Raw genomic sequence first — 20,370 nt, 5'->3', positions numbered from 1 at the left:
CATTTTGCCCGAGCGGGTGCACACCAGAAAGGCACGTCCCGGACGGTCGGTACTCGGCCGAGGCCGATTTCGCACGGGCCGGCGGCGACGGCCGCGCTGCCGCCGGACCGTATCCCCGATTGACATCGTTGCACTCCGAGTGCAAGCGTAAAGCTGCACGCCGAGTGCAATATATTGTCAGCGGATCATGGAGGGCCCGGATGTTCCTGACGATGGGGCGCTGGTGCGCCCGTCGGCCGAGACGGGTGATCGGGGCCTGGCTGGTGCTGCTCCTCGTGCTCGGCGGCGCCGTCATGGCGTACGGCCGTGCGACGAGCGAGGCGGTGACCATTCCGGGCAGTGACAGCCAGGCCGCCCTCGACACTGCGGCGGCGGCCTTCCCCGGACCCGCCTCCGGCATCCAGCCGCTCGTCCTGCACACCGGACCCGACGGTCCGGTGCTGACCGCCGGGAGCGCACGGGACGCCGTCGAGCGCAGCGCCCGCGCCATCGCCGGGCTGCCGCACGTCGTGAGCGTCACCTCGCCCTACGACCGGGCCGGCGCCGCCGCGATGAGCCGCGACGGGCACACCGCCTACCTCTCCGTCGGCCTCGACGTCACCGGCCGTGACATCACCCCCGAACTGTCGGAGCGGATCACCGACGCGGCCGGGCCGGCCGAGGCGGCCGGTATCCGGGTCACCCCCGGCGGCGACCTCGCGGCCGCCGTGGACCGGCCGGACACCGGGCACAGCGAACTCATCGGGCTCGGGGCCGCCGCCGTGATCCTCTTCGTCGGTTTCCGGAGGGCGGCGGCGGCCGGGCTCCCCCTGGTCGTCGGCGTCGCCGGGCTGGTCGCGTCGCTGGCCCTCGTCGGCCTGGCCGGGCACCTGACGGACATGCCGTCCTCCGGCACCACCATCGCCGCGATGATCGGCCTCGGCGTGGGGATCGACTACACCCTGTTCTGCCTGACCCGGTTCCGGGAGTTCCGCGGCCGGGGCGTGGCGGCCTCCGAGGCCGCCGCCCTGGCCACGGCCACCGCCGGGAAGGCCTCCGCGTTCGCCGGATGCGCGGTGATCGCGGCGCTGGCCGGGCTCGCGCTGGGCGGGCTGCCGCTGCTGCGCGCCCTGGCGCTGGCACCCGCGATCGCGGTGCTCGTCGCGGTGGCCGCGACCCTCACCCTGCTGCCCGCCCTGCTGAGCCTGCTGGCCCGGTTCCTCGGCGCGGCCCCGCAGGAGGGCGCCACCGAGCGGGACGGGAAGGAGCCGACCGCCCCGGATGTCCGCGGCTGGCAGCGGATCGCCGAGCGCGTCACGGCCCGCCCCCGGCGCCACCTCCTGGCCGGCCTCGCCCTGCTCCTGCTGCTCGCCGCGCCCGCCACCCAGCTCGCCTTCGGTCAGCTCGACGCCGGCGACAAGCCCGTCGGCTCGGCCAGCCGCACCGCCTACGAGCAGCTCTCGGACGCGTTCGGGCCCGGCGTCAACGGCCCGCTCCAGGTGACCGACACCCTCAGGGCGCCCGCCGCCGGCGCGCAGGACGCCCGTGTCACCAGGGTCTCCACCGCCCTGGCCGCCACCCCCGGCGTGGCCTCGGTCGGTCCGGCGCAGCTCACCGCCGACGGCCGTACCGTCCGCTGGCAGGTCATGCCCGCCACCGCCCCCGGCGACCCGGCGACCGCCCGCCTGGTGGGCGTCCTGCGCACGGACACCCTGCCCGCGGCCACCGCCGACGGCTCCGGGACGGCACACGTCGGCGGGGCCGCGGCCGCGGTCGCCGACCTCAACGACCGCCTCGCGGACCGGCTGCCGGCCGTGATCGGGACCGTCGTGCTCATGGCCGGACTGCTGCTGCTGGCCGCCTTCCGCTCGCCGCTGCTCGCACTGAAGGCATCCGTGCTCAACCTGCTGTCGGTGGCTGCCGCGTACGGGGTGCTCACCGCGGTGTTCCAGTGGGGCTGGGGCGCGCGGCTCATCGGGCTCGAAGGACCGGTGCCCGTGCCCGGCTACGTACCGCTGGTGATGTTCGCCGTCCTCTTCGGCCTCTCCATGGACTACGAGGTGTTCCTCCTGACCTCGGTGCGCGAGAAGTGGCTGGCGAGCGGCGACAGCCGGCGGGCGGTGACAGCGGGCCTCGCCTCGACCGGCCGGATCATCACCTCCGCCGCACTGATCATGGTGAGCGTCTTCCTCGCGTACCTGCTCTCGGACGACCCCGTCGTGAAGATGTTCGGCACCGGGCTCGCCGCGGCCGTCGCCCTCGACGTCACCGTCGTGCGCGGGCTGCTGGTCCCCGCCGCGATGGCGCTGCTCGGGGACCGCGGCTGGTGGCTGCCGCGCCGTCTCGACCGGATCCTGCCCGAACTCGACATCGAGGGCAGCTCCCTCACCCTGCCGGCCGAACGGCCCGCCGGTCCCTGTGCACCCGACACCGGCGCGACCACCGCCACCGACCCCCTTCCCACCCGATGAGGTACCGCATGCTCCCCCGCACCACACCGCGCCCCGGCGCCGCCGCGGACGGCCGCCCGGCCCGGCCCGCCGCCCGGCCGCCCCGCTCCCGGCGCCGCCGCATCCTGACCGCGGCCGGCCTGGCCGGCGTCCTGCTGCTCGCGCTGTCCGTCGCCGACTCGGTGGCCCGCGGCCTGGCCGAAGGCCGGCTCGCCGACCGGATCGGCGAGCGGCAGACGAACCTCGTGGGACGCCCGGACGTCTCCATCGAGGGCCTGCCCTTCCTCCTCCAGGCCGCCCGCGAGACCTACCCCGAGGTACGGGTCCGGGCCGACGCGACGACCGACCGCGGCAGCCGGATCAAGGCCGACGTCACTCTCGACAACGTCTCCCGCGAGGGCGACGGCTACCGGGCGGACACGGCGTCGGCCCGCTTCACCGCCCCCTACTCCTCGCTGGGCGACGGACCGGAGGGAGACACCCGGATCTCCGACGCCGGCAACGGCCAGCTGCTCATCCGGCGTAGCGTGCTGGGCGCGCCCGTGGTCCTGACGGCGGGTGTCGAACTCCACGACGGCGTCGTCTCACTGCGTCCGACGGCCGCCTCGGTGGCCGGCCGGTCCCTGGACCCCGGCAGCCCGCTCATCGCGCAGGCGCTCGCCCGGCAGACCCGGACCCTGCCCGAACTGCCGCTGGGCCTGCGGCCCGCGGGCGTATCGGTGGGCGCGGACGGCGTGACGGTGACCGCGCGGGCCGAGGACGTCAGGACGGCCTGAACCGCAGCCGCCCGCCCCGGTGCTCATCCGCGCGGAAGGTCGCCCGCCGCGAGCAGGTTCAGCACGGTGGCCTCCATCGCCGCACGCGCTTCCCGCGGGCTCTTCCCGCCGGAGCGCCAGTGGTTCCACGCCCCCCACGTGGTGACGGCGTCCAGACCGTCGAGGAGTTCGGCCGCCCGGCTCTCGTCCAGGCGGCCCAGCTCCTCCGCGAAGATCTCCGCGACCCGGCGCCGGGCCTCCGCGAACGCCTCGTCCGTGACCTGCTGGATACGCGGCGAGGGATGGTCGATCCGCATCAGTGTCAGCCGTGCCGGAGTGATCCACTCCAGGATCCGGGCCCGCTGTTCGGCCAGGGCGGCCACCCGGGCCCGGCGGGGCCCGGTCACCGGCAACGGCCGGATCTGCTCCGCCAGTTGCTCCAGCCGCCGGGTGATGGCGAGGTCCACCAGCTCGGACATGTCGGCGAAGTGGTGGAAGACCAACCGGCGGGAGACGCCCGCGCGTTCGGCGACGCGCTCGGCCGGGAACTCCACGACGCCCTCGTCGAGCAGGGCGAGCAGGGCGTCCACGATCCTGTCCCGGGTACGGCGTCCCCGCTCGGTCCGCCCGTCCACCCGTACCGGCGCCGGGCCGGGCACCCGGTCCTCCGCCTCCGCCACCGCTGCTCCCTCCGCCGCACGCCTCACCGTCATTTTCGCACCCCTGGCACGGCTCACGCGTACCCCGCCACGGCCGGGTCCGCGGCCGCCGCCCCGGCGGCGAAACGGTGCCGCATCCGGTGCAGGCCCCGTCGGGTGTGGCTCTTCACCGTGCCGAGCGGCATACCGGTGCGCTTGGCGATCTGGATCTGGGTGAGGTCCCCGTAGAAGGCCATGGCCAGCACCTCCCGCTGCGGGCGGGGCAGTCTCGCCAGCTCGCCGGTGACGAACAGCCGGTCCAGCACCGCCTCGGGACCCGCCCCGGGCTCGTCCGGCGGGGGCAGGGCGGCGCCGGCCGCGGTGACCAGGGCGAGCCGTCGGGTGCGCTCCGCGAGCGCGTCGGCGATCTTCCGCCGGGTGATGCCGACGAGCCAGCCGGGGAAGGCGCCGCGCTCCGGCCGGTAGCCGGCCCGGCCCCGCCAGGCGGCCAGGAACACCTGCTGGCTGACGTCCTCGGCCTCCCGGGGGTCCCCGAGGGTACGGGCCGCCAGCGCGTGGACGAGGCCGCCCCAGCGCCGGTACGCGGCGGTCAGGCACAGCTCGTCGCCGTGCACGAAGCCCTCGGCGAGCTCGTGGTCGGTGAGGAGGCCCCCGCTCTCGGGGGACGGCTGGACGGTGGCGCTCCGGGCGGTCATGGCGGCTGCTCCTCGGGCCGGGACCGGAACCGGCCGGTCGGCCGGACGGGTGCGCCCCTGGGCGGGGCGGGTGCACCCCTGGGCGGGGCGGGCCCCTCCAGATTCCGGTCCGCCCGCCCTTGGAGACCACTCGCGTCGGTTGTGCGTCGCATCATGGAGGTATGACGCAGTCCGATTCCACGCAGTCCCCGTCGTCCGCGCACGGCCTCACCACCGGAGCGGTGGCCCGCCGGCTGGGCGTCGCCCCCACGACACTGCGCTCCTGGGACCGGCGCTACGGCATCGGACCGGCCGCCCGCGAGGACGGCCGGCACCGCCGGTGGACCCCCGAGGACCTCGCCGTCCTGCACGAGATGTGCCGGCTGACCTCGTCGGGGATCCCGCCCGCGGAGGCCGCGCGGGCCGCCCTGGCCGGCCCGGCGTCCGCGGAGGCCGCCCCGCCCACCGCCGCCGCCCCCGCCCCCGCTCCCCTCCCCCGGCCGGGCCGCCCGCCCGGTTCGGGCAACGGCCTGCGCCTGGGCGCCGTACGGCAGGAGTGCCGCGGGCTGGGGCGGGCCGCGGTACGCCTCGACGCCTGGGCCGTGGACGAGCTGCTGGGCTCGGCGATCGCCCAGTACGGCCTGGTCACCGCCTGGGAGGAGGTGATGGCACCGACCCTGCACGCCGTGGGCCGCAAGTGGGAGACCTCCGGCGACCGGTACGTCGAGGTCGAGCACCTGCTGTCCTGGCACGTGTCGAGCGCGCTGCGGCGCGCCGCCGGGCCCCCCGCCGTCGGGTCCCGCTCGGCCGCACCCCCCGTGCTGCTCGCCTGCGTACCGGGCGAGCAGCACACCCTCGCGCTGGAGGCACTGGCGGCGGGCCTGGCCGAAGTCGGCCTGTCGACCCTCATGTTCGGTGCGGCCGTGCCGCCCGAGGCCCTCGACCAGGCCGTACGCCGGACCGGCCCCGCCGCGGTCGTGCTCTGGTCCCAGGCCCGGTCCACCGCGAGCCCGCCGCTGGCCCGGCACGTCGCCGGCACGGCGTGGGGCGTCAGGGGCGCCCGCGCGCGGCCGGCGGTGGTACCGGCCGGCCCGGGCTGGGCCGGACAGCCCCTCGCTCCGGGCACGGTGCGGCCGAGCGGGCTGCGGGAGGCGCTGACCCTGTTGCGCGGGATCTGCGGCACGGCGGCGGGAGCGGGGGCAGCGGCGCGGCCCGGCGTACGGGATCAGTCCTGACCCCGGGCCCTGCGGAAGCGGGCCAGCCCGTCGGGGAGGGTGACCAGCGGATCGGGATAGCCGTCGTACCGGCTGCGCTCAAGGCCGGTCAGCTTCCACGGCTCGTGGACCCCGGAGCCCCGCAGACCGGCCAGTTCGGGCACCCACCGGCGTACGTACGCGCCCTCGGGGTCGTAGCGCTTGCCCTGGATCACCGGGTTGAGGACCCGGTTGGGGCGGCTGTCGGTGCCGGTGCCGGCCATCCACTGCCAGTTGAGCTGGTTGTTGGCCACGTCCCCGTCGACCAGCAGGCCGAGGAAGTGGCGGGCTCCGGCGCGCCAGTCGATGTAGAGGGTCTTGGTCAGGAACGAGGCGGTCAGCAGTCGGCCGCGGCCGGGCATCCAGCCCTCGTGGGCGAGTTGGCGCATCGCCGCGTCCACGACGGGATAGCCGGTGCGGCCCTCCTGCCACGCCCGCAGGTCGGCCTCGGCCTGCCGGCCGCGCCGCCAGCGGTCACCCCGGGTGCGGTAGTCGTCGGCGGCGACCGCGGGGCGGGCGGCGAGCAGCTGGTGGTGGAAGTCGCGCCAGCAGAGCTGCCGTACGAAGGCCTCGGCGCCCGCTCCGCCCCGGGCGCGGGCACGGTGCACGGCCTCGGCCGCCGACAGCGCGCCGAAGTGGAAGTAGGGGGAGAGGCGGGAGGTGGTGTCCCCGGCGAGGTCGTCGTGCCCTTCCTCGTAGGCGTCGGCGTACCGGTCGAGCCAGTACGCGAGGCGCTTGCGGCCCTCCTCCTCGCCGCCGGTGGCCAGGCCCGCCGAGACCTCTCCTGCGGGCGGCCGCGCGGGCATGCCCTCGGAACGGAGGCCCGAGGGCACCCTGACGACGCGCGGGGCCGCGAGGGGCGGGCGGAGGCGCTCCCCCGACCAGCGTCTGAAGTACGGGGAGAACACGGCGAAGTGATCGGAGCCGCTCGGTGTCACGGCACCGGCCGGGAGTGCGGTGACGACCCCGTCGTGGACGTACAGGCGCCGGCCGTCGGCCTCCAGGGCCCGGCGCAGCCGCTGCTCGCGCCGCAGGGCGAAGGCACTGCACCCGGCGGCCATGTGCACCTCGTCGGCGTCGGCCTCGCGCACGACGGCGCACACCTCGGCGACGGGGTCGCCGGAGCGGACGACGAGGCGGCCGCCCCGGTCGCGCAGGCCCCGGTCGAGATCGGCGAGGCAGTCGGCGAGGAAGGCGAGGCGGTTGGGCGCCGCGAAACCGACGTGGTCCACCGCCGGATCGCGCACGAAGAGCGGCACGGTCTCGTTGCGGGGGCCCAGCGCGGCGCGCAGCGGCGGGTGGTCGTGGACCCGCAGGTCCGAGGTGAACAGGACGACCGAGGCGTTCATGACCGTGCTCCCTGGGTAATGCCGTTGGCCGCCGCCTCCGCCGTGCGGGCGATGTTGCGCGCCATGCCGCCGAAGACGAGGGAATGGAAGGGCGAGACGCTCCACCAGTAGGCGTGGCCGGCCAGGCCGCGCGGGTGGAAGAGTGCTCGCTGGCGGTACCGCGTGCGCCCCTCGTCGTCGTGCTCGGCGTACATCTCCAGCCAGGCGAGGCCGGGGAGCCGCATCTCGGCGCGGAGTCTGAGCAGCCGCCCCCGTTCGATCTCCTCGACGCGCCAGAAGTCCAGGGAGTCGCCGACCCGCAGGAGCGTGGCGTCGCGCCTGCCTCGGCGCAGGCCGACACCGCCGACGAGGCGGTCGAACCAGCCGCGGACGGCCCAGGCGAGCGGGAAGGAGTACCAGCCGTTCTCGCCGCCGATGCCCTCCACGACCCGCCACAGCGCCTGGGGCGGGGCGTCGACGGTGCGCTCGCGGACGTCGCTGTAGAGGCTGCCGCCGGCCCAGTCGGGGTCGGTGGGCAGCGGGTCGCTGGGCGCGCCGGGCACGGAGGCGGAGGACCAGCGGGTGACGACCTGGGCGTCGCGGACCTTCTGGAGGGCGAGCGCGAGCGCCCGGTCGAAGGGGATGGGCGTGCCGGGCGGATCGGGCACCCACTCGGCGATGTCGTGCTCGTCGCAGACGACCTCGTACTTGAGGGATTCCGCGAGCGGGCGGGCGATGGAGCGGGGTACGGGGGTGACCAGGCCGACCCAGTGGCTGGACAGGCGCGGTGTGAGGACGGGCACGGGGAAGATCAGGCGCTGGGGCAGGCCGTCGACGGCGGCGTAGCGGCGCATCATGTCGAGGTAGGTGAGGACGTCGGGGCCGCCGATGTCGAAGGCGCGGCTGACGTGGTCGGGCATCCCGGCGCTGCCGACGAGGTAGCGCAGCACGTCGCGGACGGCGATGGGCTGGATCCGGGTGCGCACCCAGCTCGGGGTGACCATCACGGGCAGCCGCTCGGTGAGGTAGCGGAGCATCTCGAAGGACGCCGAGCCCGAGCCGATGATGACGGCGGCGCGGAGCACGGTGGTGGGAACCCCGGAGTCGAGGAGGATGCGTCCGACCTCGGCGCGGGAGCGCAGGTGGGGCGACAGGTCCCGGTCGGGGACCCGAGCGGGGGTGAGTCCGCCCAGGTAGACGATGCGGCGCACGCCGGCGGCGCGGGCCTGATCCGCGAAGGTGCGGGCGGCCCGGCGGTCGGTCTCCTCGAAGTCCCGGCCGGTTCCCAGGGCGTGCACCAGGTAGTAGGCGACGTCGACCCCCCGCATGGCCTGCGCGAGCGACGCGGCGTCGGTGACGTCGCCGCGGACGGTCTCGGCCTGTCCCGCCCAGGGGTGGTCGCGCAGTTTCGCCGGGGTGCGTGCGAGGCACCGGACGCGGTGCCCGGCCTTCAGCAGCTCGGGGACGAGCCTGCCGCCGATGTAGCCGGTGGCGCCGGTGACCAGGCACAGCGGGCCGGGGGGCCGGGCCGGTTGCCCTGGGGTGTCGGTCATGGGGGTGCTCCGTTCCGCCGTCGGCCGTGGTGGGTTCCCCATCTCTTCCACGGTCGCGGGCGGGACGGATGCACGGGGGTCCGACCAGCGGGAAGCCGCCACTCGGACGGTGGAGCGGAAGCGGCTGCGGTACTGCGTGGGTGTCGTGTCGAGTGTGCGGCGGCGGGCCCTGTTTCGCTGGCTGGGCAAACGCTGCTGACTTCGGCCAGGTGTTTCCTTGCACGGCCTGTGGCCGCAAGGCGGGCGATCCCAGGGGTGAAGAGTTGTTGCGTCAGTCGTTTGTGGGGCGCCAGATCCGGCTCCGGCGTGTCGCTATCTCTGCGCATATGACGGAGATGATGACACCTCCGATGGCGATACCCAGCGAGCCGGCGGCCACGAATCCGGCTGAGAGTTCACCTCCGTCTCCGATGGAGAGCAGCATCTGGCCGAGTAAGTACGTCGCCCCTCCAGCCCCTGCTCCCACGACAGCAAGGGGAACGGAAAGGTTCCAGAGGGCCACCCGAAGGTAGAAGCTTCTGTCGCTTCGGAACGAGGCCACGGGGCCGAGGCTTCGCGCCTGGTCGTCGAATACGGAGGCTGCACCCACGATTCCGGCGAGGACGAGGGCAAGGAGGCCGATCAGTGCGGCGTCCAGCACCCACTTGACGTAGTCGCCGCGGGCTTGAGCGCCGAGCATCCCGGACTCCACCGGGACGTCAAGCATGGGAAATCCCAGCGTCCGGTAGGCGGTGTTCCAGATCTGGGCCGCCCCGCTTCCGCCGGAGGTGTTGAAGACTACGAGGGAGACGTTTGCCGGGTCGGTGATGCCTGGACTTCGGGTGGTGATGCTGACGATGTCCGGTGTGAGGCCGAGTACTGCCAGTGCCGTGCGGGGCGTGGTCTGAACGGTAGGTATTGCGTCCGTCAGTTTCGTTACGGTCGTAGGGCAGGTACTGAGAGTTCCGAAGAACGCCAGCGACTCGCAGTCGGCGGACAGTATCGTGCGGCCGTCCTCGCGGTAGATGAGGGCTGTGTGATGGTCGGGGAGCCGCTGGCGGAGCTGGTCGAAGCGGGATGGATCGCCTGACGCCTTGATCAAGACGGCGTTGTGGTCGTTTACGCCGGCCAAGTGCCTGGCAACGATTTCCGGGCCTTCGAGCTGACTGGTGACGACTTGGCCCAGGGTCGTGAGGCCAAGCCCCAGAATCATTGCCGCGCTGAGTACGGCCAGAACGATCGGTCTGGCGGCGAGCCACCGGCCGGCGATGAGTCCCGCCGCGTCGCCTCTGCGAAGGGAGTGCGAGGCGATCGACGATCCGAGAGAGCCTGACAGGCGTCCGGCAAGGATGGGGAGGACTGCGAGTACGAGCATGACACCGAAGAAGAACACGACCCGACCCGGGCCGTCTTCCCGCCATGTTCCGTACAGGCACAGAGAGGACCCGATCCCGGCCAGCACCCATACCGTCCGTCCGGGCATGGCTCTGGTCTGCTGAGGGCGGGTACTCGTTCGCTTGGGCGGTTTTGCGTAGCGCAGCGCGCTGATCGCCAGGACTAGGGCAGGCGCAGCAAGGATCAGCACGGGGGTCCATAGGCGCAGTGAGGCCACATCATGTGCTGAGACGGTGTACCCGGTGAAGGGGAGGGCGGTGTCCCACAGGGTGGTGCCCCATGCGGCGGCGGCTGCGAGCAGCGAGCCCGCCAGTACCGGGGCCGCGGCTTCGCCGGTGACTACGAACAGGCGCGCTGAAGATGAAGCGCCCAGAGCTTCGAGCATGGAGATGCGGCGATCTCTCAGCTCCGCGCCGCCGCGCACCACGACCATAAGGGAGACGGCGGCCGGCATCACGGTGAAGAGCAGGAGGAGTATCCAGAGGTCGCTGTAGGGGCGTTCGAACTGGTGGCTCACGGTGAAGTAGTCGATGAACTGGGAGTTCGGGTGCCCGAAGCCCGATATGCGTGTCCTGTGGTTCGTTTCGCCGAAGATGCCTTCGACGGGAGAACGTGTGTACACCAGCAATTCATTGGGTTCAGTGAGACCCGTTCGCCCGATGGTCCCTCCCATCGTGCCGTAGCGGGAGACGAGGGCTCCGGCCGCGTGCTTCGCAGCTTGAGGTGAGAGGAAGGCCTCGCCCTTTTCAGGCCACCTGTCAAGGCCTGGCGGCGGACTGGCATCGGGCTGGAGTGGCTCGAGGAAGATGACCGATATGGCCTGGCCGTCGGCGTAGTCCGGGCGCTCCAGCCACAGGGCCACCGCTTGTTGAGACTGCTCGACCATGACTGGGGACCGAGCATCTTGCCGTGCTTGCCGGGCGGCCAGACTGGCGTCCACGGCCAGAAGGCTCCAGGCCACCCACAAGACGAGGAAGGATGCCGCGAACAGTCCGAAACGGTGAACCAGGGCGGATACTCCGCTGGACATTCCTACCCGGTGACCGAGCCGGAGCATGGCCAGGTGTCTTCTCATCGGCACCTCTCCGAAGCCGTCAGGAGGCGCCCTTCGGTGAGTTCAAGCGTCCTGTCCGCTCGGGCTGCAATCTGAGGATTGTGGGTAACCACGATCAGCGCACACTGAAAGCGGGTAGGCAGGTCGAACAGGAGATCAGCGACGACGTCGCCCGTGCGCTGGTCGAGGGAACCGGTGGGCTCGTCCGCCAGAACCACGGATGGCCTGCCGATGAGTGCGCGGGCAACTGCGACACGCTGACGCTCTCCACCTGACAGTGCCGCGGTGCTCTTGGAGGAGGACTCTGCTACGCCAAGTTCGTCCAGCAGGTTCTGTGCGTCCGCGTATGCCTTCTTCGCGCTTCCTCCGGCAAGCAGGACCGGTAGGGCGGCGTTTTCCAGGGGTGACAGTTCGGGTATCAGTTCACCGAATTGATAGACGGTGCCCACGGTGCGCAGCCGTAGTGCGGCTCGCTCGCCCGCAGAGACCTGGGTGATGTCAGCACCGGCGATGCGGATGACGCCGGACGAGGCTGCGATGAGACCGCTGAGGCAGCAGAGGAGAGTCGTCTTCCCCGAGCCGCTGGGGCCAGTCACCGCCACGGACGCCCCCGCGGCAACACGGAGAGACAGCCCGTTCAGAAGACGGCGGTCACCGATGCTGTAGTGCAGGTTCTTCACTTCTACTGCGGCCGTCTTCCGATCGTGCAGGTCGGTTCTCATGCTTCCTCATTGTCAGCCGGGCAGCGCGGAGCCGGGTGTACCGAACATCCCGGCTCCGCGCGATGAGCATGTGCTGGATCAGGGACGGTATTTCCAGGGACCGTACGGATCGGTTGCCCAGTCACGAATCTGCTGTGAGCGGTGCTTCGTGACCCGATTGGTCGTGTTGAGGGTTCCTTCGTTGCATGTTCCAACACCACCGGTGGCGTGGGAATAGTCCACGGAACCGCTGTCCCGAGTGTAGTGAGCCTTCACAGAGTTCCCGTCCTGGTCCATGTCACACGCAATAGCGCCGGCCCACTGGACACCAGAACGCCATTCCCAAATTTCCTCACTGTAGCTTTTGTAGATGTAGGAGCGTTCTGCGTTCGCGACGGGGGCGCTGAGAGTAATGGCGGCTGCCACGAGGACAGCCACCTTGGCGATGCGGTGCATGAGAATTTTCCTTTCCAATTGAAGGGCCCACAGGGTCCGATACGAGGCGACGGCTGGTTGATCAGTGCATCGTCTGTGCAGCTGATTTTCCGTCAGAGGCATTGACGTTTTGGGTGAGCCGGTAGCACTGGCCTGATTCCCTCCGCGTACAGCGGTGCAGATCAGTCGGGTCCCTTGCATACGAGCTGGCCGCTGTCGCGCCCCCGCCCGAAGCACACATGGTGATCGCTTGATACATCTGGGTGAGGTATCCGCCTGGTCCGGTCGACCCGGCTACGGGACGTTGGTGGGAGCGCAGCGGGGCTGAGGGGTCATCTGGCTTGTGGGTGCGCCCTGTAGGCGGGTGACCTGATTTTGAACGCGCAGGGCGCGTCATTCCCCTTCGGCGGGTTCAGGCGGGTGGGGTGAGCATGCGCTCAGTGCCGAGGCTGTTCACACGGGTGTCGCGGTACATGGTGGTTTCGCCGTCGGTCCAGCGGATGATCAGATCGTTGGTGAGGCCGCCGCCGGTGTACTGGCCCGTTGTCATGATGACGCTGTGGGTCCATGTCTTGTTGGGTCCGTCGGTCCCTTGGTGGGCGGCACCGTCATGGAGGGGGCTCGGCAGGAACCGTAGGCGAAGAGACGGTGGAGGACACGGCTCGGGGCCGGCTCGGGGTCGGGGCTCCCGCCGCTGCAGCGGCGGGGCCAGCTAGTAGGACCGCGCCGACGCCGAGCGCAAGCGGGGTTAACCATCGGTTCAAGGGACTGCTTCCTGAGCTGGATGACGGCGCGGTTCAAAGGTGCGTAATGGCGCGCCAGTTCGATGAGGAGGCAGGGTATGCAGGGGTGCGGAGATCGTCAACGAAGAATCCAGAGGGACAAATCATGATGAAATCGAAGCGACTGGGAGTCGCGGGAGCGCTGGCGCTGCTGTGGGCCACGGGAGTGAATGGCGCATTAGCAGCGCCCGCCGAAGAGCTTCCCAAGCCGGTTCCCAGCGACGCGGAAGTCTTGGTCCGCCCCGGGGAGCGTGTCACGGTGACCACTGAGGCACTGAGGTCCGGGGACGCCTACAGCGGCGTCCGGATCACCTCGCCGGCCTTCGCCGCCGAGGGAGTCTTCCGGAGGGACGACAGCCTTCTGCGCGCAGTGGCGACCGTCTCCTGTACGGCCGAGCCCGGCTCCTACCAGGTGCGGTTCGGCGCGCCACCGAACGAGGGAACCGGAGCCGAAATCAACCGTCTCTGGGGCACGGTCATCGTGGCCCCGGCCGACCCGGCCCAGCGAGCGGAGTGCGCACAGCAGGTGGCGGCGCGCCCTGCGGAGTCGATGGAGGAGCGCTACCCCGCGGACACGACATGGCCCGCATCTCCATGGGACGTGCGTTCCGTACCGGCCGGCGGGGAACTGGAAGCCAAGGACGGCTTGGAGATGGGCAACGACGGCATGGTCGAACTGTCGTCACCGGGGTTCACCAAGCCGGTGGTGATGCATGGCGACAAGCTGGTGTCCGCCGTCGTCCGGATCCGGTGCGATGCCCAACCCGGACTCTACGTCGTGCAGTGGAACGAGCAGGGCCGGCCTGCAAAGGAATGGGCCCGCTACCGAGTGACGCCTCCAGCCCCGAACTGCAGCGACGCAGCATCCTCCCCCCATGGGACTCGGGGGCAAGCGTGGAAGCCCTGGGCTTACGGCACGGCTGCCGTCCTGGCCACTGGTGGCATCGTCACAGGACTGCGGCTACTGAAGCGCAAGAACCGGCCGGCCTGACGAGCCCCCGGCGATGGCGTCGCCACCTTCGCAAAAATACGTGGCCAGAAGTAGACGCTTTCACCATTTAACGGAACGACATATTACGCTTTTCGCGGTGACCGAAAAGGGGTCACAGTTCGACTCGAAAGCTTTCCACCCGCCGTGGCGCCTCTTGCGTGAACCTCAAGTCAACCTCAGAAGTATCAATTCATGGTTGCGAGACCCGTCGACACGTGTGAGTGTCACTCCGTCAAGTGCCGCTACTCCGAAAGGCGCTTGGCGTGCGGGAGGCCGGGGGGCCTGGGGAGAATCCTTTCCTGCGTCAGGCCGATTTCACTCCTACTCTCCTCCTGCACCTCTAAGCGCAGGAAAAAAGTTGGGGGAAAGAATGAGCAACATGACGCGCCGAGCGTTAGTCGGGGCCATGGCAGCGACATGGGAGCCCTGGCCCTGGCGGGCCTCCCCGCGCAGGCCGGCGCAGCCGAAGCAACCCTGCCCTCCACGCCTCAGGCCTACGCGGCCTGGCTGGAGGCCAAGCAGGACGCGGGGGCGAGCGAGACCGCGGAACAGTTCAAGGCCCTGCCGAAGGACAAGCAGGAGAAGTTCCTCGGCTACCTGAACAAGCCTGACCACATCAAGGCCTTCATGGATGTCGCGAACGACCCCACCGCAAAGCAGAAGTGCTCGCCGACGGCGACATCGTCATCTCCAAGGAGACCTCGAATTCTGCCGGCGCAGCCAATGCGCCGGGACTCTCGCCTGCGGGAGTCGCCGGGGACATGAGCGCATGGCACAGCGTCTCCGACACGCTCTTCGGCGTCAAGGTCACCACGGTGAAGCTCGGGGTGAACTACCGAGTTTCCGGCAGCCGAGTGACCGTAGTCCACAACGGGTGGGCCAGCCACACGAACTGGGTCCCCGCAACGGAATTCAAGAACGAGCCCATCAAGAACTGGATCTCCGCAGACCCCGGCAACAACGCCCACTCCGAGACCATCTGGACCGCCAAGTTCGCGATGTACGGGACCTGGTCCTGCCGTCACCGTATGTGGGCCGACCAGGACGGCTTCAAGGACGGATACCTCAAGCGCGTCTAACCGCATCGAAACATCGACCACGATGTCCGAACCGTCGGCCGCCACCTGAGTCTGTAACGGCATGACGTGCCGCCAGCAGGTCAACTGGCTCGCCCCGGCAGGCTGACCTCCTGCCGGGACGGACCCTGGCTGGCTGCTTCAAGCAGTTCATGCAGCACGCTCCGGCGCCGGAGCGTGCTGCACCCGCAGGCCACAAAAGAACCTCGCCACGCACCTACGCCCCGACCGTGCCGCACCACCCGCAGCTGCTGTTGGGCTTCCCGACGCACGGTCGACACTGTATCGTTTTTCGATAGTATCGATAAACGATAGATGGGGTGATTTCCGTGACACAGGACCGAAAGCTTCTCGAACCTCTGGCCACCGTGGTCTCCGTCGGACTGCGCTTACTGATCGGCCTGCTCCTGATCAGCGGCGTCCTCTCTGTCATCAACGGCTCGGCCCCGCTCTGGGGCACTGCAGACACCTGCGTGACCGCGGACTGGGTCACCAGCAGTTCGGGCGCAGCAGACTCCACCTTCGCCGTCCGCGAAGGAGCTCACGTCAATGCCATCCCGCAGTACTGCGCCGAGAACTCCGACGCCGCACAACAACTCCTCGCGGTACTCGGCCACCTGCCGTCCCTTGTTGTCCTGATCGGCGGACTGGCCCTCCTCAACCGCCTTCTGACGTCAGCTGCCCGAGACGGCGTGCACACCCTCCAGTCCGCCACCAGGCTGCGATCCCTTGGCTGGTGGCTCCTGGCCGGCTGCCTGATTGCCGAGATCACCGAAGCTGCGGCACAGGCAGCGCTACTCGCGACCATGACCGACCAGGGCAAGTCCTCGGTCGAGACCACGATGCAGCTGTTGTCCCCGCCCTACGTGATGATCCTGACCGCGCTTGGAGTACTCACCTTCGCGCGCATCACCAAGGCGGGGGCAGCAATGCGTGAGGACCTTGAGGGGGTCGTCTGATGCCTGCCGAGGTCAACGACATCCACGTCGGCCTAGGCCGCCTTCTAGCAGAGCGCGGGATGACACTGACCGACCTCGCGCTGCGGGTGGGAGTGACCCAGGCCAACCTCTCCATCCTGAAGAACGGACGGGCGAAAGCCATCCGCTTCAGCACTCTCACCAGCATCTGCAAGGTCTTGGAATGCCAGCCAGGCGACCTGCTGACCTACCGCCCTCCCGATTGAAGCAACAGAGCGCACACTCCGGCTCGCAAGGCCATGGGCTCCTGCCGCAGGCAGGCCGCCATCCCCTTCCCAGGAGGAAACCCATGTTCGGATTGATGGATCCGGGAATGAAGGTCGCAGTGGCAGTCACCTGCATCGCCGGTATCGGTCTTGCCGTCCTCACCATCAGGTGGCTCAAGAGGCGCTGAACACTCTCTTGCGTGAAAATCGCCGGTCGCGGGACTACAGCCGACGTAGCGGCGGACCTCCCACGCCGCAGGAACGGCTCACGGCCTGAGGCTTCCCCGGCCCGCGACGATCGGGGGTCGAGCGGGACGCTGAACCGGCTCTGGCCGCCCGGTCGTTCGAGGTACATCGCGAGCCGGCGGGCGACGCGCAGAGCGACGGCCTCGCCGAAGTCCTCCGCGACCAGGGGTCGTGCGGGGCGTGCTGGAGCTGACCGGCCGGGAGCCCGCCCTCGACGCCGCAGCCTGACTGCCGGCCCGGGCACGGGCCGCCGGCACGACGGTCGTCCACGTGCGGCACGACGGCGGCCCGGGGACCCCGTACGACGTCCGGGAGGACATCGGGCGGCTCCACCCCCGGGTGGCGCCCGTCGACGGCGAGAGCGTCGTCGTCAAGAAGGCCGCCCCGAACGCGTTCGTCGGCTCAGTCCTCGGCGGCCGTCAGCAGCCGGGCGCGCAACCGCTCCGCGGTCCGCTCCGGCAGTCCCACCCGGTCCTTGAGGTAGCCGTGCACCGAACCGTGCCGGGCCTGAAGGTCCGCCAGCGCCAGCTCCATGACCACGGCGGGGGCGCGGCCGTAGCCCGGCCACTTCATGACCCGGCCGGGGTTGGCGGCACGCCAGTCGGCGGTGAGGCGTTCGGTGGCCAGCTCGGTGAGCGCGAAGTCGGCGAGGACCCGCTCCTCGGGGACGCCGAGCAGGGTGAGGACGAACGCGGCGATCAGCCCGGTCCGGTCCTTGCCCGAGGTGCAGTGGAAGACCACCGGCCCCGGCGCGTCGGCGATGGTCTCCAGGACCTGCCTGATCTCCACGGCGCCGTCCTCGGTGACTTCCGCGAACCGGTCGGCGAGGTAGCGCCAGGGGTCGACGCCGGGGTCGATCTCGGCCTGGTCGTAGGGCCGGTGCTCGATGCTCAGGTTGGCGTAGTGGAACCGCTCCGCCTCCGGCACGCGGCCCTTGGCGTCGATCTCCCACGGGTAGCGCAGGTCGATCACGGTGCCGATGCCCAGCTCCAGGAACCTGTCCCAGTCGGCGCCGCTCAGCTTGCCCAGTGAGTCGGCGCGGTACAGGGTCCGCCACCGGACGGTCCGGCCGTCGCGGCCCTCGTAGCCGCCCAGGTCGCGGAAGTTGTGCAGTCGCTCGAACGCGATGTGCCGGTCCACCGGTGCTCCCCCTCGCCGTCGGATGCCGTCGGCCGACGGCGCCCCCGCCGCTCACCGTAGATCATCCGGCCCGTGCCCGCGGCGCCGGTGCGGGCGTCGCGGGCACGGCGGGATCCGGGGGTCACGGCTTCAGCCGGCGGCCGGTACGGCCGCCTCCCGCCGGGCCGCCGGCAGGGCGAAGGCCTCGGCCAGCAGCTCGTAGGAGCGCTGCCGGTCGGCGGGGTCGGCCGTCAGGGTGTTGACGATCAGCTCGTCGACCCCGTGGGCGGCGGCGAGCCCCGTCAGCACGGCCTGCACCTGCTCGGGCGCCCCGGAGACGAGGGCCGTCCGGTGCACCTTGGCCCGCTCCAGCTCCGCGCCCGTCCAGCGGTGGCGGCGCGTGGTCTCGTACGACGGCAGCGGGGCGTCCTGGCCGAGGTCCTTGCGGGCCCGCCACAGCAGCAGGCTCTGGGCCAGTTCCTCGGCGCGGCCTGCGCTGTCGGCCGTGACCACGCGTACGGCGAGGGCGCCGCCCGCGGGCCGGCCGGTGGCCCTGCGGAACTGGGAACGGTAGTCCTCGAACGCCTCCGTGCCGCCGGTCGGGGAGAAGAAGTGCCCGAACGCGAACTCGGTGCCCAGCAGGCCGGCCAGCCGCGCCGATTCGCGTCCCGCGCCCAGGAGCCACATCTGCGGCGGGACCGGCGGGTGCGGTACGACGCCGCCCGCACCGAGCAGCGCGGTCAGCTGGGCCAGCCGCTGCGGGAAGTCCCGTGCGGGGCCGCCGGCCCGGCCGATGCCGAGGTCGACGCGGCCCGGGTGGAGGGAGGCGAGCACGCCGAAGACCTCGGCGACCTTCGCCGGGTCGTAGCGGGGCAGCAGTACCCCGCCGGTGCCGATCCGCATGTGCGAGGTGTGGGCGAGCAGGGCTCCCGCGAGGATCTCCGGGGCGCTGCTCGCGAATCCCGGGGAGCCGTGGTGCTCGGCGGCCCAGTAGCGGGTGTACCCGAGGTCCTCGGCGGCCCGGGCGAGGTCCACGGAGGCGCGCAGTGCCTGGTCCGGGGTGTGGTCCTCGCCGACGGGGGTCTGGTCCAGAACGGACAGTCGCGGCTTCGTCATGACGGACCGCCTTTCAGTGCTGGTGCGCGGGGAGGCCGGTGGCGCCGGCCACGGTCGCCGGGACGATCCTGAAGTCCCGCTCGAAGACCAGGTTGTGCAGGTCCGCCGCGGCGATGGCGCGCATCGTGGGCAGTTCGGCGGCGGCCTGGGTTTCGTCGAAGACGTTCAGCGGCCATTCGGAGACGGTGGCGCCCCGCAGGTGGGGGTGGTGGAAGCCCGCTCCGTAGTGGGCGTAGAGCGTCACCGGCGGGATGTCCGCGGTCGACTGCTCGTCCCACCACAGGGTCCAGGCGTGGAAGAGGCTCCCGTCGTCGGCGCGCTGCACCCCGCTGGCGTCGACGACGCCCTGGCCCAGCAGGAGTTCGTCGTTGAGTTCGGTGAGTGCCTGGCGGGCGTACGGGTCGAGCAGCCGTGCGGCGGTGCGGAAGTGCTCCTCCTTGTCGGGGCGGGTGACGGCGCCACCGTGGTGGCCGTCGCGGAGGTCGGCGAAGTGCCGCAGCAGGGCGTCGAGGTTGGGGGCTTCGTGGCTCATGTGGACTCCATCTGGGATGGGTTGACGAACGGACGAGAAGGCGGGAAGTACCCGGAGGGACGGGGTGCGCCTCAGGCGCCGGGGTCCGCCGGTGAGGTGAGCAGGCGCAGCGCCACGCCCAGCCAGCCGCGCAGGGACGCCGTGTCGGGTCCGCCGCCCGTGGCGCTGCCCGGCTGGAGGAACACCCCGTGGCCGGTCTGCCCGAACTCCCGCAGGGCGACCTCCACTCCGGCCGCGTGCAGCAGGCGTGCGTAGCGGTGTACGTCGTCACTGACGGGGTCGAGGTCGCCGGTGGCCAGGACGGCCCGCGCCACGCCGCGCAGGTCGGCCGCCTCGAAGGGGGTGCTGTAGAGCGGGGTGCCGTCGGCGGCGGCCGGCCGGCCCGGGTCCCGGTAGTCCTGCCAGGCCGCCCTCAGGTAGGAGGCCGTGGGGAACATGTCGGGGAAGCGGTGGTACGAGGCGGCCGTGCAGCCGGGGTCCAGCGGCGGGTAGGCGAGCACCTGGGCGGCCAGTGGGAGGTCGCGGTCCCGGCAGGCGAGGGCGGCGCAGGCGGCCAGGGTGGCTCCCGCGCTGTCTCCGCCGACCGCGACGGGAGCGGATGGCCCGGCCTGTTCCCGGGCCCAGGCGAGCGCCGCCAGTACGTCCTCGACCATGGCCGGGTGGCGTACCTCGGGCGCCAGCCGGTAGTCGACGCCGGCCACGGCGAAGCCGGAGGACCGGGCGAGGTCGGCGGTGGCGCCGTGCCAGTCCTGGGCGGATCCGGCGCGCCAGGAGCCGCCGTGCGCCCAGACCAGCCAGCCCTGCGGTGCGGTTGCCTCCGGCCGGTACACCCTCGCGGGGAGGGGACCGGACGGGGAGGGGATGCTCGCGTGCTCCCAGCGGATCCGGGCACGGCTCTTTCCGGCGGCCGAGTGGGTGGGTGTTGCCATCGGGTTCCTTCCCTCCGTGCCTGGGGCCTACGTTCGCCGCCTCGGCAGGTGTGTCACAAGGCGGAGTTGCCTTAGTTGCCGGGCTGCTTGGTGCGGAGGAAGAGGACGGTGGTGAGGATCCCGAGGACCACGACCGCGGTGTTCACGATCACCGCCGTGGTGATCCCCGCGTGGATGTCGG

At 71.3% G+C, this 20,370-nt stretch carries 20 protein-coding genes and 2 pseudogenes; 9 read left to right on the top strand and 13 right to left on the bottom strand.

Going from position 1 to position 20,370, the window contains the following annotated elements:
- Window positions 1-200 precede the first annotated feature (200 nt).
- The gene (locus tag ACIPXC_RS26680; protein ID WP_401623143.1) at window positions 201-2,450 is read left to right on the top strand and encodes an MMPL family transporter; all 2,250 of its coding nucleotides are present in this window, start codon (window positions 201-203) and stop codon (window positions 2,448-2,450) included.
- Between the two features lie 8 nt (window positions 2,451-2,458).
- Window positions 2,459-3,205 (top strand): DUF2993 domain-containing protein, encoded by a 747-nt coding sequence (locus tag ACIPXC_RS26675; RefSeq protein WP_401623140.1) that lies wholly within the window; start codon window positions 2,459-2,461, stop codon window positions 3,203-3,205.
- 23 nt (window positions 3,206-3,228) lie between these two features.
- Here the strand turns inward: ACIPXC_RS26675 and ACIPXC_RS26670 are convergent, their stop codons facing one another.
- Both ACIPXC_RS26670 and ACIPXC_RS26665 read right to left on the bottom strand, forming a co-directional pair.
- Window positions 3,229-3,897 (bottom strand): TetR/AcrR family transcriptional regulator, encoded by a 669-nt coding sequence (locus tag ACIPXC_RS26670; protein ID WP_401623137.1) that lies wholly within the window; start codon window positions 3,895-3,897, stop codon window positions 3,229-3,231.
- Between the two features lie 20 nt (window positions 3,898-3,917).
- Window positions 3,918-4,538: a sigma-70 family RNA polymerase sigma factor gene (locus tag ACIPXC_RS26665; protein WP_401623134.1), complete on the bottom strand. Its 621-nt coding sequence runs from the start codon at window positions 4,536-4,538 to the stop codon at window positions 3,918-3,920.
- Between the two features lie 161 nt (window positions 4,539-4,699).
- Between ACIPXC_RS26665 and ACIPXC_RS26660 the strand changes: the two genes are divergently transcribed.
- Entirely contained in the window at window positions 4,700-5,752 is a 1,053-nt protein-coding gene (locus ACIPXC_RS26660; protein ID WP_401623131.1) for a MerR family transcriptional regulator, read from the top strand.
- Here ACIPXC_RS26660 and ACIPXC_RS26655 read toward each other — a convergent pair.
- From ACIPXC_RS26655 to ACIPXC_RS26630, 6 genes are all read right to left on the bottom strand, one after another.
- Window positions 5,743-7,119 (bottom strand): cryptochrome/photolyase family protein, encoded by a 1,377-nt coding sequence (locus ACIPXC_RS26655; protein ID WP_401623128.1) that lies wholly within the window; start codon window positions 7,117-7,119, stop codon window positions 5,743-5,745. The genes ACIPXC_RS26660 and ACIPXC_RS26655 overlap by 10 nt on opposite strands.
- A complete protein-coding gene (locus tag ACIPXC_RS26650; protein ID WP_401623126.1) occupies window positions 7,116-8,651 on the bottom strand; it encodes an SDR family oxidoreductase in 1,536 nt (511 codons plus the stop codon). Before ACIPXC_RS26650 ends, ACIPXC_RS26655 begins: the two co-directional genes overlap by 4 nt.
- A 271-nt stretch (window positions 8,652-8,922) precedes the next feature.
- Window positions 8,923-10,911, bottom strand: a complete 1,989-nt coding sequence (locus tag ACIPXC_RS26645) for an FtsX-like permease family protein (protein WP_401623123.1) — start codon at window positions 10,909-10,911, stop codon at window positions 8,923-8,925.
- Window positions 10,912-11,096: 185 nt separating this feature from the next.
- Window positions 11,097-11,801 (bottom strand): ABC transporter ATP-binding protein, encoded by a 705-nt coding sequence (locus ACIPXC_RS26640; protein WP_401623120.1) that lies wholly within the window; start codon window positions 11,799-11,801, stop codon window positions 11,097-11,099.
- Window positions 11,802-11,879: 78 nt separating this feature from the next.
- Window positions 11,880-12,236 carry a hypothetical protein gene (locus ACIPXC_RS26635; protein ID WP_401623117.1) on the bottom strand — a complete coding sequence of 119 codons (357 nt, stop codon included), beginning with the start codon at window positions 12,234-12,236 and terminating at the stop codon, window positions 11,880-11,882.
- Between the two features lie 391 nt (window positions 12,237-12,627).
- Window positions 12,628-12,765: a hypothetical protein gene (locus ACIPXC_RS26630; RefSeq protein ID WP_401623114.1), complete on the bottom strand. Its 138-nt coding sequence runs from the start codon at window positions 12,763-12,765 to the stop codon at window positions 12,628-12,630.
- Between the two features lie 338 nt (window positions 12,766-13,103).
- On the opposite strand from ACIPXC_RS26630, the gene ACIPXC_RS26625 reads away from it, so the two are divergent.
- The 5 genes from ACIPXC_RS26625 (at window position 13,104) to ACIPXC_RS26605 (ending at window position 16,247) form a co-directional block, all read left to right on the top strand.
- Window positions 13,104-13,988, top strand: coding sequence for a hypothetical protein (locus tag ACIPXC_RS26625; protein ID WP_401623111.1), 885 nt, complete (start codon window positions 13,104-13,106; stop codon window positions 13,986-13,988).
- Between the two features lie 417 nt (window positions 13,989-14,405).
- The gene (locus tag ACIPXC_RS26620) at window positions 14,406-14,753 is read left to right on the top strand and encodes a hypothetical protein (RefSeq protein ID WP_401623108.1); all 348 of its coding nucleotides are present in this window, start codon (window positions 14,406-14,408) and stop codon (window positions 14,751-14,753) included.
- Window positions 14,750-15,067 (top strand): hypothetical protein, encoded by a 318-nt coding sequence (locus ACIPXC_RS26615; protein WP_401623106.1) that lies wholly within the window; start codon window positions 14,750-14,752, stop codon window positions 15,065-15,067. Before ACIPXC_RS26620 ends, ACIPXC_RS26615 begins: the two co-directional genes overlap by 4 nt.
- 326 nt (window positions 15,068-15,393) lie before the next feature.
- Window positions 15,394-16,023, top strand: coding sequence for a DUF2975 domain-containing protein (locus ACIPXC_RS26610; protein WP_401623103.1), 630 nt, complete (start codon window positions 15,394-15,396; stop codon window positions 16,021-16,023).
- Window positions 16,023-16,247 (top strand): helix-turn-helix domain-containing protein, encoded by a 225-nt coding sequence (locus tag ACIPXC_RS26605; protein ID WP_401623101.1) that lies wholly within the window; start codon window positions 16,023-16,025, stop codon window positions 16,245-16,247. The genes ACIPXC_RS26610 and ACIPXC_RS26605 overlap by 1 nt, the downstream gene beginning before the upstream one ends.
- A 292-nt stretch (window positions 16,248-16,539) precedes the next feature.
- Here ACIPXC_RS26605 and ACIPXC_RS26600 read toward each other — a convergent pair.
- Window positions 16,540-16,659 (bottom strand): annotated as a pseudogene (locus tag ACIPXC_RS26600) (AraC family transcriptional regulator); the annotation flags it as partial.
- An 8-nt stretch (window positions 16,660-16,667) separates the two neighbouring features.
- On the opposite strand from ACIPXC_RS26600, the pseudogene ACIPXC_RS26595 reads away from it, so the two are divergent.
- Window positions 16,668-16,907, top strand: a pseudogene (locus ACIPXC_RS26595) (cysteine hydrolase); the annotation flags it as partial.
- Here the strand turns inward: ACIPXC_RS26595 and ACIPXC_RS26590 are convergent.
- From ACIPXC_RS26590 to ACIPXC_RS26575, 4 genes are all read right to left on the bottom strand, one after another.
- Entirely contained in the window at window positions 16,896-17,633 is a 738-nt protein-coding gene (locus tag ACIPXC_RS26590; RefSeq protein WP_401623098.1) for a tyrosine-protein phosphatase, read from the bottom strand. The pseudogene ACIPXC_RS26595 and the gene ACIPXC_RS26590 sit on opposite strands and share 12 nt — an antisense overlap.
- Window positions 17,634-17,762: 129 nt before the next feature.
- Window positions 17,763-18,728, bottom strand: a complete 966-nt coding sequence (locus ACIPXC_RS26585; protein ID WP_401623095.1) for an MsnO8 family LLM class oxidoreductase — start codon at window positions 18,726-18,728, stop codon at window positions 17,763-17,765.
- Window positions 18,729-18,741: 13 nt separating this feature from the next.
- Window positions 18,742-19,260 carry a hypothetical protein gene (locus ACIPXC_RS26580; RefSeq protein ID WP_401623092.1) on the bottom strand — a complete coding sequence of 173 codons (519 nt, stop codon included), beginning with the start codon at window positions 19,258-19,260 and terminating at the stop codon, window positions 18,742-18,744.
- A 71-nt stretch (window positions 19,261-19,331) separates the two neighbouring features.
- The gene (locus tag ACIPXC_RS26575) at window positions 19,332-20,189 is read right to left on the bottom strand and encodes an alpha/beta hydrolase fold domain-containing protein (protein WP_401623089.1); all 858 of its coding nucleotides are present in this window, start codon (window positions 20,187-20,189) and stop codon (window positions 19,332-19,334) included.
- Between the last annotated feature and the right edge of the window lie 181 nt (window positions 20,190-20,370).

It is taken from the genome of Streptomyces sp. NPDC090021, assembly GCF_044748225.1.
Taxonomy (GTDB): Bacteria; Actinomycetota; Actinomycetes; order Streptomycetales; family Streptomycetaceae; genus Streptomyces.
This window is presented reverse-complemented; position numbering and strand designations above follow the sequence as displayed.